General features: G+C 61.3%; 9 protein-coding genes. 3 read left to right on the plus strand and 6 right to left on the minus strand.

Annotated elements, in window-relative coordinates; genetic code table 11:
• Positions 1 to 114 precede the first annotated feature (114 nt).
• Entirely contained in the window at positions 115 to 1,833 is a 1,719-nt protein-coding gene (locus HMPREF2919_RS01735; protein WP_070665949.1) for a S8 family peptidase, read from the minus strand.
• Between the two features lie 606 nt (positions 1,834 to 2,439).
• On the opposite strand from HMPREF2919_RS01735, the gene HMPREF2919_RS01740 reads away from it, so the two are divergent.
• Entirely contained in the window at positions 2,440 to 4,362 is a 1,923-nt protein-coding gene (locus HMPREF2919_RS01740) for a S8 family peptidase (RefSeq protein ID WP_070665952.1), read from the plus strand.
• A gap of 104 nt (positions 4,363 to 4,466) precedes the next feature.
• Here HMPREF2919_RS01740 and HMPREF2919_RS01745 read toward each other — a convergent pair whose 3' ends face one another.
• The 5 genes from HMPREF2919_RS01745 to HMPREF2919_RS01765 form a co-directional block, all read right to left on the minus strand.
• Positions 4,467 to 6,428, minus strand: coding sequence for a S8 family peptidase (locus HMPREF2919_RS01745; protein WP_070665955.1), 1,962 nt, complete (start codon positions 6,426 to 6,428; stop codon positions 4,467 to 4,469).
• A gap of 641 nt (positions 6,429 to 7,069) precedes the next feature.
• Entirely contained in the window at positions 7,070 to 8,215 is a 1,146-nt protein-coding gene (gene purM / locus HMPREF2919_RS01750) for a phosphoribosylformylglycinamidine cyclo-ligase (protein ID WP_070665959.1), read from the minus strand.
• Positions 8,215 to 9,966, minus strand: a complete 1,752-nt coding sequence (gene purF / locus HMPREF2919_RS01755; protein WP_070665962.1) for an amidophosphoribosyltransferase — start codon at positions 9,964 to 9,966, stop codon at positions 8,215 to 8,217. The genes purM and purF overlap by 1 nt, the downstream gene beginning before the upstream one ends.
• Before the next feature lie 240 nt (positions 9,967 to 10,206).
• Positions 10,207 to 10,674: a sterol carrier family protein gene (locus HMPREF2919_RS01760; RefSeq protein WP_141753024.1), complete on the minus strand. Its 468-nt coding sequence runs from the start codon at positions 10,672 to 10,674 to the stop codon at positions 10,207 to 10,209.
• Between the two features lie 2 nt (positions 10,675 to 10,676).
• Entirely contained in the window at positions 10,677 to 11,804 is a 1,128-nt protein-coding gene (locus HMPREF2919_RS01765) for an asparaginase (RefSeq protein WP_070665965.1), read from the minus strand.
• 438 nt (positions 11,805 to 12,242) lie between these two features.
• Here HMPREF2919_RS01765 and HMPREF2919_RS01770 point away from each other — a divergent pair, with 438 nt between their 5' ends.
• Entirely contained in the window at positions 12,243 to 12,581 is a 339-nt protein-coding gene (locus tag HMPREF2919_RS01770) for a PQ-loop repeat-containing protein (protein ID WP_049351963.1), read from the plus strand.
• A gap of 154 nt (positions 12,582 to 12,735) precedes the next feature.
• The gene (gene purD, locus HMPREF2919_RS01775) at positions 12,736 to 14,019 is read left to right on the plus strand and encodes a phosphoribosylamine--glycine ligase (RefSeq protein WP_049351960.1); all 1,284 of its coding nucleotides are present in this window, start codon (positions 12,736 to 12,738) and stop codon (positions 14,017 to 14,019) included.
• Positions 14,020 to 14,079 lie beyond the last annotated feature (60 nt).

Here is a 14,079-nt window from a genome sequence, read left to right on the forward strand (position 1 = left end):
ATTTAATGCGTCCAAGTTTCGGGGCGCAGTTCAAAAACTCAACGGGGGCTTTTTGTATGTGGCATCCTTCAGAAGCCTATTGGCTCACCGGCTTCCGAGCTGGCAACATGCCGATTACTGACCGGGAATCAGGCCGTGAGCAGTAATCAGGAACGGCGGGTTGTGGTTAACAGCCGGGTTAGTCACGTAACCAACACGAGCCGCACGGGTCGGGTGCTTGGGTGCACGCTTCGGCCAGGGCTTTGCCTGCGGGTTCGGGTCCTTCTTGCCCTGCACCATAGCCAGTGCGCTCGCGGCGTTCACAATGCCGGAACCGCAACCGTTCACATCGCAGGTGAGCGGCTTGGAGCTCTGCTTCAGAATCTGCTTTGCACGCTCAGCGTTCAGCGAGGGATCCACGGACTTCATCAGAGCAATCACGCCAGCAACCTGGGGTGCTGCCATGGAGGTGCCGTCGTACTCGGTGTAGCCTGCGCCGGTGGACACGGTGGTACCCAGATCCACGGTGGACATGATGTTGCTGCCGGGAGCGCTCACATCAACAATCTTGCCGTAGTTGGAGAAGTCGCTACGCTTACCGTTCTGGTCGGTAGCACCCACCACGATCGAACCGCCGCAGTTAGCCGGAGCGACCTTGGAAGTGTCCTGACCATCGTTACCAGCAGCGACAACGAGAATCGCGCCGCGCTTGTTCACTTCAGCAATAGCCTTGGAGTAGGTTGCGGGGCAGGTGCCTTCGCCGCCGAGGGAGAGGTTAATGATCTTGGCGGGGTTGGAGTTCGCAGGAACGCCTTCAACGGTGCCGCCGGCTGCCCAAACCATTGCATCCGCAATGTCGGAGTCGTAGCCGCCGCACATGCCCAGGGCACGCACGGGCAGGATCTTGGTGGAGGGTGCCACGCCGACGATACCGCGCTTATTGTTCATAATCGCCGCGATGGAGCCGGCAACGTGGGTGCCGTGCCAGTTCGACTCGCTTGCCTCTGCATCAGCACCGCAGACGCCCGCTTCTTCCCAGTTGCCCTGGTCGGTCGGGTCGGAGTCGCGGCCGTTGCCGTCACGAGCAATGGAGGGCTCGGTGATGAAGTCGTAGCCGGGCAGGACGTTAGCGTCCAGGTCGGGGTGCTTGACGATGCCGGAGTCAATCACGGCAACGGTCACGCCGGCACCCTGGGTGGTCTTCCACGCTTCGGGGGTAGCCAGACCCTTGGTGCCGTGCAGGTTCCACTGCTGCGGGTAGAGGGTGTCGTTCGGCGCCACAACCTGGTTCGACGCCTGGGCAGCCTGGGCTACCTGAGCGACCTTGGAGTTTGCGGCGGTACGGGTGCGTGCGTTGGAGCGGCGCAGCAGGTCGGGCTCAACCGACGCAACGGAGGGGTTAGAGCTCAGCGCTGCCATGTACTTCTCTGCCTGCTCTGCGGTGAGCTTGGAGGAGAGAGTCACCACGGTTGCCTTCTGGGCGGTGGTGCGTACGTAGTTGGTCTTGATTTTGAAGAGGTCATCGACGCTCTTCACCTCGGAGGTGAGGCCCTGGTAGAGGCCGTCGTTCCAGGTGGCGACCTGGGTGCCTGCGGGGCTTGCCCAGTTGATGCCGCCGGCGTTCAGCGCGCTGTCGGTGTAGGTGATGACGAAGCGGTTGAAGCCTGCCTTCTGCTGTGCGGAGCTGAGGGAGGAAATGGTGGTGTGCGCCTTGGCGCGCTCGGCGCTGTTGGCCTGTGCGGGTGCCGCGAAGGATGCGGGGGCGCCCAGGGTCGTGACGAGTGCTGCGGCGGTACCCAGGCTCAGAGCGGTGCGTGCGACACCGCGCGCTGAGGGGTGAGTGGTAAAAGACATCGGGGTCCTTTGCGTATGTGAGTGCCGGAAGCGGCAAGTGGGTTGGTCATCCACTCACATAAATGCACCTTCGAGAAAATATTTGCATTCTTTTGCATATTTGCTTGTGAGGAGCGAATAGAAAAAGAAAATGCACATCACTGCATTGATGTGTATTTTTCTCTAAACTCCCGTGCGGGAGCTCTTCGGAAGTGGTTTATGTGGTGAGATATCGCTATCCTAGCACCTTTTCCTATGTTTGGCGGGGCTAAAACTCGATAGTGTGGCGTAAATAATGAGATTTTTCTTTCATGTAAATGCAGATAAAGAAATGCCTAGTCGGAATATTCTCGCGACTTAAAGTAGTGATTTAAGTTTTACTCATCTATGCATAAAATGACCTGCATCACAAAGGTTATTTTATTCATAAAGTAACTGAAAAAGGGTGCTAGAGTATCTCACGGTGCGTACCCGTGCACGCACATTGTGGAACCACTTCACAGCACACACAATGCACCAACACCTCACTCTTCCGTATTCACTCGTACCGAGCACACGCCCTCAACGCGAGACGGCAACGCTACGCCGCATCGTGCGCACCCGGTACCACTCACCTCAAGGACGTCCATGCTTCGCATTGCTCGCCCCTCGCAGGCACGCTCCTCACAGCGTTCCCTGCTGAGCTTCGTCACCGCAACCTGCCTGCTCTCGGCAAGCGTGATCCCCGCCGTGGCGGCACCCACCGCGCAGGCCACCCACGCAACCCAGGCTTCTGCGGCGGCACAGGCTTCTAACACCACCCAGTCCGCGCCCGTGGCATACAACCGCTTCATCATCACTTACACCGATGAGGCGAAGAACGCCGCCTCCGCTGACGCCACCGCAGACCAGATTGATTGGTCCGCAGCCGCCGGTACCCAGCAGGCAACCTGGAGCGACGCACTCTACGCGGGCATCAGCTCCGAGGTGCAGAGCATTGACGAGCTGCTGAACATTAAGACCAGCTACGTCCGCTCCACCGCGCTGGATGCCAGCGTGGTCACCACCTCCGCGGAGCTCACCCCCGCGCAGGCGCAGCAGTACATGAACGCCCTGAGCGCGAACTCCAAGGTCGCCTCCGTGTCGCCCGATATGCGCCGCTACGCCACCGTGGACAACACCTCGGAGACCGTCAAGATCAACGACCCGAAGATGAACCGCATGTGGTCCCTCACCGGTGAGAAGGGCGTCTCTGCGCTGGAGGCGTGGGGCACCACCCGCGGTAAGGGCGTAACCGTGGCGGTGCTGGACTCCGGCATTACCGCCCACCCGGACTTGGACGTTAACGTGCTGCCCGGCTACGACTTCATTGCCGAGTCGGCGTTCTCCAACGACGGTAACGGCCGCGACTCCGACCCGACCGATGCCGGCAACTGGACCGTAGACAACCAGTGCTTCACCGGTTCGAAGGCGACCGCCTCCGACTGGCACGGCACCCACGTGGCGGGCACTATTGCCGCTATCGCGAACAATAACGAGGGCATTGCCGGTGTGGCACCCGAGGCGAAGATCGTGCCCGTGCGCGTTCTGGGCGCCTGCGGCGGCTTCGACTCGGACATCACCGACGGCATTATTTGGGCTGCCGGTGGTAGTGTGCGCGGTGTCCCCGCAAACCAGAACCCCGCCCAGGTCATTAACATGTCCATCGGTAGCGAGGGCACTTGCACCACCCCGTACCGCCAGGCGATTGCTCAGGCGAATAAGCGCGGCTCCATCGTGGTCGTCGCAGCGGGTAACAACAACTTTGATGCCTCGAAGTCCAGCCCCGGCAACTGCGAGGACGTCATTAACGTGGGCGCAACCGATAAGAACGGCAAGCGCTCCTACTTCTCCAACTACGGCTCCCGCGTGGACGTGAGCGCGCCCGGTGGCGACCGCCGCTACTGGGGTGGCGGTATCCTCTCCACCCTGAACGCTGGTAAGACCGCTCCCGGTAAGGCTGACTACGCCGAGTACCAGGGCACTTCCATGGCGGCACCGCATGTTGCCGGTATTGTGGCGCTCATGAAGTCGGTCGACCCGAAGCTGACGTACGCTCAGGCGAAGAAGGCCCTGCAGTCCACCTCTCAGGGCGTTGAGTGCGACCAGTCCGCGTGCGGTTCCGGCATTGTGAATGCGGCCCGCGCGGTTCAGCAGGTCCGCTCCGACCGTGAGGCTGCGGAGGCTGCCGCAGCTGAGGCGGCACGCAAGAAGGCTGAGGAGGAGGCCGCACGTAAGAAGGCGGCTGAAGAGGCGGCACGCAAGAAGGCTGAAGAGGACGCTAAGCGTCAGCAGGCCCCTGCACCGAAGGTAACCCCTGCACCGAAGGTGACCCCGGCTCCGAAGGCCAGGACCCGCCCGTCCCGCCCGGTGACTCGCCCCTCGTACCCGTCGCGTCCGCGTCACGGCCACACCCCGCGTTACCGCTCCTGGTACGGTGCTTCTGCGAACACCTACCCGAGCAGCGGTTACCCGAGCAGTGCATACCCGAACACTGGCTACCTGGGCTTTGCGACCGGTAACCGCCGCTAGTCGAAACTCGTTTTAGATACGAAAAGCCCCCGATGAGTTCTCTCATCGGGGGCTTTTACTATGCGCTGTCGACTGGGCCTGATGGGGTGTCGGTAGCGGATAGCTTATTGCTCATTGACCTCGCGGGGCTTCTGCGCGGGGTTGGTGACCAGCGGTTCGTCCTGGGTGATGGGCTCGGCGTCACCGTTCAGGTCGTAGACCTGGGCATCTTCGGGGATTTCCATGGCGGGTGCGCCGGGAAGCCGGTCGTAGTCACCGGTGAGGCTCTCGCCGTTGGTTCCTGCCGTGAGAGCTTCTGTGGTTGCTTCGGCTGCCTCGTCGTCGGCGGCTCTATCGGCAATCTTGGTGTTAGATGCGCCTGCGCTCAATCCCTTAGAGATCACCTTGATGGTCTTGCGCGGTCGCAGGTAGGTCACCCTACCGTTCGCGTCCAGGTTTCCAGCCTTTTTAGCCAGGTTGAAGCTGTTGATAATACCTCGGCTGCAGAAATACTTATCGCACTTGATGCGGTTTCCCCCCGCGAGGGTGAACGCCTCCTCGACCTGCTTAGTGGTCATGGAGGTGCCGTTGACCAGCTGCTGCGCCAGCAGAGCGGAGACGTGCGGTGCCGACATGGAGGTGCCGCTCTCATAGTCGTAGCTGAACTTAGTGTTATCAGGGCGGTCGAGGCTGTTCATGGACAGGGTGAGGATGTTTTCACCCGGTGCCGAGATGTTAACCCTCGTGCCGTAGTTCGAGAATGATGCTCGCGTGCCAGCCTTGGTGGTTGCACCAACCGTGATGACGCCCATGCAGTTGGCGGGCGCGTACTTGGACGCCTCCGTGTTGCCGTTACCTGCCGCGGCGACCACGATTGCGCCCTTGGAGCGTGCAATGTTGATGGCGCGCTGGTACGCGGCGGGGCATTGGGTTACGGTGCCGATGGACATATTGATGATCTTGGCGGGGTAGGCGTTGTCCGGTACTCCGTCAACGTGTCCGCCGGCAGCCCAGATGATGGCGTCGGCAATGTCTGAGGTGCGGCCACCGCATCGGCCCAGTACGCGCACGGGCTGCACGCGGGCGAGGTCGGCAACGCCGACGATGCCCATGCGGTTATTGCCTCGGGCACCGATAATGCCGGCAACGCTGGTGCCGTGCCAGGTGGAGGTGTGGGCGTTCGCCTGGTCCTTGCAGAGGTTGTAGGGCGCGTAGTCGCCTTCATCCCTGGGGTTGGGGTCGCGGCCGTCGCCGTCGCGGGCGCTGAGCGGGTCGCTGACGAAATCGTAGCCGTTCGCCATGCCGGTGACCAGGTCGGGGTGCGGCACATAGCCGGTGTCGAGTACGGCGACCTTCACGTATGCGCCGCGGCGCAGGCGTGCGTTACCGGTGTTCTGAACGCCGGTGGTGGGGTTGGTGAGGTTCCACTGCTTGCTGTACTGCGGGTCGTTGAACTGGAAGGTGATGTCGCCCTCTGCGGCGGGGTAGTTGATGTAGTCGGGCTCGACGGAGGCTACGTCCGGGTCGGAGGCGACCTTCGCCATGAACTCCTTCGCCTCGTTTTTGTTGAGGGTTTTGGAGGTCTGGATGACGGCGTCATCGGTGGAGGTGTTGTGCAGGAACTTGGTATCGACGTTCAGCGCTTCGCTGACGACCTCGACGGTGTCCATGATGTCGTCAACAATGCCGCGGACTGCGTCCCAGTCGCCGTCGCGCTGCATTTTACGCTGCTTGGCTTCGTTGGTGTAGGTGACGATGAATCGGTCGAACACCTGCTGGGGGAGCGTTCCGGGTGCCGCCGCGGTGGGGGTGTTGGGGCGTGCCGCGCCGTTGCGCGCGAGGGTGAGGGGGCTGACGGGACCTTCGATCTGGGGTGCCGCCTGAGCTGCTGCCAGGATGGCTTCGTCGCTGGGTGCCTGCGCGAGGACGGCGGGCAGGTCGCCTCCGAAGAGGATGGCGCTGGCGGCGAGCAGGCTCAGTGCTGCGCGTGCGGGGTGCTTGCGGCGGCGGTTATCGGTGCGGCAGTTATCGGGGTAGCGGCGAGGAGGTGTTTCGGTGCGCTGCGCGCCGAAGTATGGAAGCCTCATCTGGTTCTCCTGATGTAGGTGGTATGCGGACTGTGTGATGTGTACTGGTGTTTCCGTCTGTAGGTGCGCGAGGTGCGTATAGGGTTTTTACGGGGCAGTAAAAGAGGCCTTTTTGGGCGCGCTGAAGTAATGAATGGGGTGAGGGAATAGCGTTTCTTTGACCCTTTTTGCGTACCGGAAGAACTCTTTTTGGACGGTGTGCAACGTACATTTCTAAGGTATCACTTCAAGGTGAACTTGAGGGATTTTTGAGGTGCTTTTCACGGGTTAATGTACAGAAAATCAACCTCTGGAGGCTGAATAGCACCCAATGAATGAGAGTTTATATAAGTAAAGCTTGAGGGTTGGAATATGCGAGGCAGGATATGCGGTACCTCTTGCTGATAGGGGAGAAAAATAAATGTTTTAACACTATGGTGTAAGCACTAGAATGCATTAAAAATGCAATTGATAGCAAAAAATAAAAATAGCCCAAAATACGCGTGAAAATAAATAAAAAGCTGGCATCAAACACACGGGACAACGCGCACCGCCGGTAGACACACACAGACCGGGGCGGCCACCGCATGGGTGACCGCCCCGGTCTATAGAATCATCAGCACCAGCAAGCTGGCGCTCGCTACCTACTGGAGAAAGCGTCCTTAGGAAGCGTAGGAGCCCAGCAGGCGAACCGCGCCGCCGTCCACGCCCTTAGCGCCCTGCACGTAATCGGGGTTGTTAGCCTCGGGCTCACCGGCGGCAACAACGTCACCCATAATCCAGGAGGGGATACCGCGGTCGTTCAGACGCTTGGTAGCAGCCTCAGCCACGGAGGGGTCAACGATAGCAATCATGCCCACGCCCAGGTTCAGGGTGCGCTCCAGGTCGGCAAGGGGCACGTTGCCCAGCGAACCGATCAGGGAGAAGATGGCGGGAATCTGCCAGGTGGAGCGGTCCACACGACCCTCCAGGCCCTGGGGCAGAACGCGAGCCAGGTTAGCAGCCAGGCCGCCGCCGGTCACGTGCGAGAAGCCGCGTACACCGCTGCCGGTGGTGCCGTCTTCGCCGTTGACGGGGAATGCTGCCGCCAGGTCCAGGCAGTCTGCAGCGTACACGCGGGTGGGTTCGAGCAGCTCTTCACCGATGGTGCGGCCCAGCTCGTCCACCTGGCGCTCCAGACCCCAACCGGCAACGTTCAGGACCTTACGGACCAGGGAGTAGCCGTTGGAGTGAATACCGGAGGATGCCATAGCAATCAGTACGTCACCCTTACGCACGCGGTCCGGGCCGAGCAGCTCGTCAGCCTCAACCAGACCGGTTGCCGCGCCCGCAACGTCGTACTCGTCTTCTGCGAGCAGGCCGGGGTGCTCAGCGGTTTCGCCGCCAACCAGGGCGGTGCCAGCCTGTGCACATGCGCCAGCGATACCGCGCACAATGTCAGCGATACGCTCGGGAACGACCTTGCCGGTGGCAATGTAGTCGGTCATGAACAGCGGCTTAGCGCCGCAGACCACGATGTCGTCCACGACCATGCCGACCAGGTCGTAGCCGATGGTGTCGTGAATATCGAGTGCCTGCGCAATAGCGACCTTGGTGCCCACACCGTCGGTGGAGGTAGCCAGGTAGGGCTTGCGGTACTTGACGAGCTCGGAGACATCGTACAGGCCCGCGAAGCCGCCCACGCCACCAACGACGGAGGAGTTGTGGGTCGCCTTGATAGCGCCCTTCATCAGCTCAACGGCGCGATCGCCAGCCTCTACGTCAACACCTGCGCTCGCGTAGGTTACGGTGGTGGTGTTCTCGCTCATTAGGATTCCTTCGGGGTAGCGGTAGCGGAGGAGTTTGCGGGGATGCGGTCCTGCTCGGTGAGCAGTGCCTCGAGGTCGGCGTCGGGGCCGGGGTTGCACATGCCGATACCGGCATCGTCTTCGGCAATCTGTACTGCGGAGGGGTCGAACTTCGTTTCGAGAGTTTCGGTGCCTTCGCGGGTTTCAATAGAGACTGCCTCGGCGTGCTCGGGCTTGGAGGGAACGGGGCGCTCCACGGTCACCTCAGCCGCCTTACCGGCGAGAGGTCCGCCCTTGCCCTTTTCTCCAGCGTCGAAGAGGGACTTGCCGCGTCGTTCCTCGCTGGGCAGCTCAATCGGGTATTTGCCGGTGAAGCATGCGGTGCACATGTTTTCGGCGGGCTGCTCGGTGGCTGCCATCATGCCTTCCTGGGAGATGAAGCCGAGAGAATCGGCACCCAGGGAGGAAGCGATTTCGTCCACGGACAGGCCGTTAGCGATCAGCTCCGCGCGGGAGGCGAAGTCAATACCGTAGAAGCAGGGCCACTTCACGGGCGGGGAGGAGATGCGCACGTGCACTTCCTTCGCGCCAGCTTCGCGGAGCATACGCACGAGGGCACGCTGAGTGTTACCGCGAACAATGGAGTCGTCAATGACGACGAGGCGCTTACCGGCAACCACGGACTTCAGCGGGTTCAGCTTCAGGCGGATACCGAGCTGGCGGATAGTCTGCGAGGGCTGAATGAAGGTTCGGCCCACGTAGGCGTTCTTGACCAGGCCGTTACCGTAGGGGATGCCGGACTCTTCGGCGTAACCAATAGCAGCCGGAACACCGGATTCGGGGGTGGGCATGACCAGGTCAGCTTCAACAGCGTGTTCGCGGGCGAGCTGACGGCCCATTTCTACGCGGGATTCGTAGACGCTACGGCCGGAGATGGTGGTGTCCGGGCGTGCGAGGTAGACGTACTCGAAGACGCAACCGGCGGGCTTAGCTTCTGCGAAACGCTGGGAACGCAGACCGTTCTCGTCAATGGTGAGGAATTCGCCGGGCTCCACTTCACGCACGTAGGATGCGCCGACAATATCAAGTGCCGCGGTTTCGGATGCGACAACCCAGCCGCGCTCCAGGCGACCGAGTACGAGGGGGCGTACACCCTGCGGGTCGCGTGCGGCGTAGAGAGTGTTCTCATCCATGAAGGTGAGGCAGAAAGCACCGCGCAGGGTCGGCAACAGGTCGAGCGCTGCTTCTTCAAGGGAATCGAAGTCATGCTCTGCCAGTAGAGCCGTAACGAGTGCGGTGTCGGTGGTGTTACCCTGAGCAAGCTCACCGTGCTTGGGGGGCTTGCCGCCGTTCTTTTCGAGGATACGGTCGTAAAGGTCAGCGGAATTGGTGAGGTTACCGTTGTGCGCCAGACAGAGCGTGCCGTGCGGGGTGGTACCGAGAGTCGGCTGTGCGTTAGCCCAGTGGGATGCGCCGGTGGTGGAGTATCGGGCGTGGCCGATAGCGTGGTCGCCGGGCATGGAGCTGAGAGTGGCTTCGTCAAAGACCTGGGAGACGAGTCCCATGTCCTTGTACACGTGGATACGTTTGCCGTTACTGGTTGCGATACCTGCTGATTCCTGGCCGCGGTGCTGGAGTGCGTACAGGCCGTAGTAGGTTAGCTTTGCCACGTCCTCGCCGGGTGCCCAGACGCCGAAGACGCCGCAGGCGTCCTTGGGGCCGTGGTCAATCGGATCGAGGTCGTGAGTGAGTTTTCCGTCGGGGCGAATCAATTCACTTCTTTTCGACGTTGGGACTGCGGATGCGTCTGCGCAGGCGCAAGACGGACGTGTGTTTCTGTACTCGCACCTGCCTGTGTGTGCGGTAGCATACACCAGACCTTTAAAAGTGTACCGGGTTTCAATGTAGACGTGGTGAAGGATACGCTAAATACCTCAGTATGGACCACTAGAACAGGCAACAAACACGCCAAATTACGAAAACTGCGTGGACCTGCGGGCTCGTAGCAAATTCTAGAAGAGCGGAAGAAGCGCCGATAAATCACTACGCTCACCCGACGCATCCAGCGCACCGGCACTCACCGCCTGCGCCCACGAACAGGCACCCAGAACCAGCGCCGCCCACACGAGCGGAGGCGCCTCCACCACGGACGGCGGGGTACCGCGCGTATGGCGAGGACCCGCCACGCACTGGGTCACGCCCAGCGGGGGTACGCGCACCTCCACACTATTGCCGGGGGCGAGGGTTGCCAGCTCTTCAAGGGTGAAGCGAACGAAGGTCGCACGCACCGAACGGGGGAGCGCGGCAAACGCCTGCTCCACCTCCGGGCTATTCAGCAAGTAGCTGTTCAGCAGGTACTCGCCTCGGGCATGCGAATCTGCAAGTTCACCGGCTGCCGCACGCTGCGCCTCAAAGAAGGCACGCACTTCGCGTACCGCCGCCATGCCCGCTTCTTCGCTAGTCTTACGTCGAATCGCCACAACTAGTTCCCTTCCTGGGTACCGAGAGTCAGATTCTCGCGAGTGAAGAGCTCCTCATGTACGCGCAGCTCACCCACCACAACAGGCTTGCCGTCCACGTAACCGCCGGTCACCGGGCGAACCACCAGCGCGAGTAGGCGCTCGCATTCCTCGGCGCTCAGGTAGCCGCCAGCAACAAGAGCACGCAGAGCCACGACGTACATGGCGCGGTGCGAACCGTCGCTCATCTTCACCACCACGGACGCGCCCGAACGCAGACCAATGCAGAGCACACCCTCCGCGCCGCCCTTGACGATTGCGTCCAGTTCTTCGCTGAGCACGGTGTCGGGGGAGCCGGGCGCCTGAATCAGTTCGGGGTAATCCACCATGGCGGTCGCGACCGTGGAGGCGCGCGCATCCGCCCCGAGGTTGCGGATTGCCGAGCCGAGGGTCGAGTAGGCGCGTGCGGCACCGGCCAGGGAGACGGCGTGCACGGGTGCGCCGCAACCGTCAACGCCGATGGCGGCTACCGGCTCGCCGGTGAACGCCTCAATTTCTTCGGTGATGACCTGCTGCAGCGGGTGGGCGGGGTCGAGGTAGTTGTGCAGAGTCCAGTTCTGCGAGCCCTCTTCGAGGTCGCCGCGCTCAAGCTTGGCGGTGCACGCCCACAGGAATGCGGCGTGCTTGCCGGAGCAGGGGTGCGCCAGGGCAGTAGCGGCGAGGTTCGCCTGAGTCATTGCCTGGCGTGCCTGCTTATCGGCAGGGAGCGTGGGCTTGAGCGCCAGGTTTGCCGGGGTGAGCGGGTTGGCTTCGGTGCTGCCCTGGGTGAGTACGTCCTGCACGGCGCGCATCTGCTCGAAGGTGCCTCGATGCGAGCCGCAGGCGATGGCGACCTGGGAGCCGCGCAGGGGTGCGCCCGCCTTCATAGATCCGATGGCTTGCAACGGCTTAGCGGCGGAGCGCAGGTAGAAGGGCTCGTGAATGTCGCCGAGGGCAAGCTGTACTTCGCCGTCGGGGCCCAGCAGGATGAGGCGGCCGCGGTGGCGTGCCTCAATGAAGTTGTTGCGGGTGAGCTGCGCGAGTTCTACGTCGAAGGTGCTGCTGTGGTCGGTGGTGTGAGTGGTTGCCTGTGGGGTGGTGCTGTTGGTCATTCTTCTAGTTTAAGGGGTGTATTGTTCTGCCTTATGTACGCGGTTTTACGCGTATAGGGCGGCTCAGAATGGTATCCCCGCAAATATTTCCGTGCAGAACGTTGCTTGTAAGGGTGGGGCGGATTCATCCTTATTTTTGGATGTTTATGTGATATTTTTTGACCGACAGTGAGCTGTATATGTGATACCTCTCATATTAATTGGTGGTAGGGGTTACGTCTTTAGCATGGGGAGGAATAGAATATTCGTGGAGTATACCCGTGAGGTCTGCGCATACCTCTCAAAATGGGAGCGGCCCCTTCCTAGCGCCATGTATCCTAGCGCCACCTATCCTGGAGCCACCTAGAACAGATCCTCCCATCATCTACGTCTCCACTGTTTGCGAGAACGACAGCACCAGATAATACGCACACTAGATCATCAGAAATAGGTAATTTTATGGCAGAGCAGAACAACTCTTCTTCCACCACCCCTAAGAACACCGCAGAAAAAAGCGGCATGAGCGCTGAATCTGAATTTCACGCCAAGTTTTTCCCCATTCTTGCGCGAGTCGCTTCGATTACTGCCGTGCTCATGTATGTCTTCTACTTCCCGCAGATTATCGGTAACCTGAACGGTCACAAGGGCGACTGGATTCAGCCCCTGGTAGCCGCTATAAACTGCACTCTATGGTTGCTGTACGGCCTGTGGCGCCCCAAGAAGGACATACCAATTGTCATCGCTAATGCCCCCGGCATTGTTTTTGGTGGTCTTGCGGCTGTGACAGCATTGGTTTAACCCGAATCAAAGCCACCTATGTTGTGGTGAATACTCACCCGATGCGGTTCTTCTCTGATAGGCATTCTTTTGAGCGTGCCGCTAGATGAGAAGAGCCGCATTTTTAGTGTTCCCAGCTCACATTTTTAGCGTGATAGCGGGTACCCTGAATAGCATGAAGGTTTTGGTACTGGGCCCCGGCGGCCGCGAACATGCAATTATCCGAGCGCTTCTGCGCGACCCTGAGGTAACTGAGGTGCACAGCGCCCCCGGCAACGCCGGCATTGCCCAGGATGTTCCCGTCCACGCAATTGACGCAAATGATCCCGCCCAGGCAACCGCCCTGGCACGCGAACTGAACGCCGACCTGGTTGTTATCGGTCCGGAGGCGCCGCTGGTCGCCGGTGTCTCCGATGCACTGCGTGAGGCGGGTTTTGACGTTTTCGGCCCCTCCGCAGCTGCCGCACAGCTGGAAGGTTCCAAGGCTTTCGCTAAGCAGGTCATGGAAGAGGCTTCCGTGCCGACCGCCCGCGCCTACGTGGCAAAGAACGCCGCTGAGGCGCAGGCTGCGCTGGACGAGTTCGGTGCACCCTACGTGGTGAAGGACGACGGCCTGGCTGCGGGTAAGGGCGTTGTGGTGACCGAGGACCGCGCCGCGGCACTGGAGCACGCTCAGGCATGCTTCAACGCTGGCGGTACCGTGGTCATCGAGGAGTTCCTGGACGGCCCCGAGGTGTCCCTCTTCGTCATCTCTGACGGTAAGAACGTTCTGCCGCTGTCCCCGGCTCAGGATTTCAAGCGCATCTTCGACAACGACGAGGGCCCGAACACCGGCGGTATGGGCGCCTACACCCCGCTTCCCTGGCTGCCCGAAGGCTTCGTGCAGGAGGTCGTGGAGAAGGTGGCACGCCCGACCGTTGCACGTATGGCTGAGCGCGGCACCCCGTTCGTGGGCGTGCTCTTCTGCGGCCTGGCTGTGACCAGCCGCGGCGTGCGCGTTATCGAGTTCAACGCCCGCTTTGGCGACCCTGAAACCCAGGCTGTTCTGGCGCGTCTGCGCACCCCGCTGGGTCAGCTGCTGCGTGCGGCTGCTCGCGGTGAAATTTCTGAGGGCGCCGAGCTGGATTGGGATCCCCGCACCGCAGTGGACGTGGTCATGGCAGCCGAGAACTACCCGGATACTCCCCGCAAGGGTGACGTCATCTCCGGTCTGGATGAGGCGAACGCTCTGGAGGGCGTGCACGTGATTCACGCGGGTACCGTGGTTTCCGGCGAAGAGATTCACACCGCTGGCGGTCGTGTGCTGGCTGTTGTGGCGCTCGGTGAGAACCTGGGCGCTGCCCGCGCCGCCGCCTACGAGGGTGTTCGCGCTATCTCTTGGGCTGGCGCGCAGTACCGCACCGATATCGCGCTGAAGGCTGTGGAGAATCGCATCCAGATTCCCGCCCCGCGCGGCTAAAACCTAAGGTGACCGGCTTCCCCGCTTGAGGGTGGGGGAGCCGGTCGCTTCTTTGCCACT

Origin of the sequence: Rothia sp. HMSC068E02 (genome assembly GCF_001813565.1) — a bacterium.
Classification (GTDB): Bacteria; Actinomycetota; Actinomycetes; order Actinomycetales; family Micrococcaceae; genus Rothia.

Excerpts from the sequence above, each read along its gene's own strand:
- HMPREF2919_RS01735 (WP_070665949.1), bottom strand. The coding sequence starts at position 1,833 with ATGTCTTTTACCACTCACCCCTCAGCGCGCGGTGTCGCACGCACCGCT.
- HMPREF2919_RS01740 (WP_070665952.1), top strand. The coding sequence starts at position 2,440 with ATGCTTCGCATTGCTCGCCCCTCGCAGGCACGCTCCTCACAGCGTTCC.
- HMPREF2919_RS01745 (WP_070665955.1), bottom strand. The coding sequence starts at position 6,428 with ATGAGGCTTCCATACTTCGGCGCGCAGCGCACCGAAACACCTCCTCGC.
- purM (WP_070665959.1), bottom strand. The coding sequence starts at position 8,215 with ATGAGCGAGAACACCACCACCGTAACCTACGCGAGCGCAGGTGTTGAC.
- HMPREF2919_RS01765 (WP_070665965.1), bottom strand. The coding sequence starts at position 11,804 with ATGACCAACAGCACCACCCCACAGGCAACCACTCACACCACCGACCAC.
- HMPREF2919_RS01770 (WP_049351963.1), top strand. The coding sequence starts at position 12,243 with ATGGCAGAGCAGAACAACTCTTCTTCCACCACCCCTAAGAACACCGCA.
- purD (WP_049351960.1), top strand. The coding sequence starts at position 12,736 with ATGAAGGTTTTGGTACTGGGCCCCGGCGGCCGCGAACATGCAATTATC.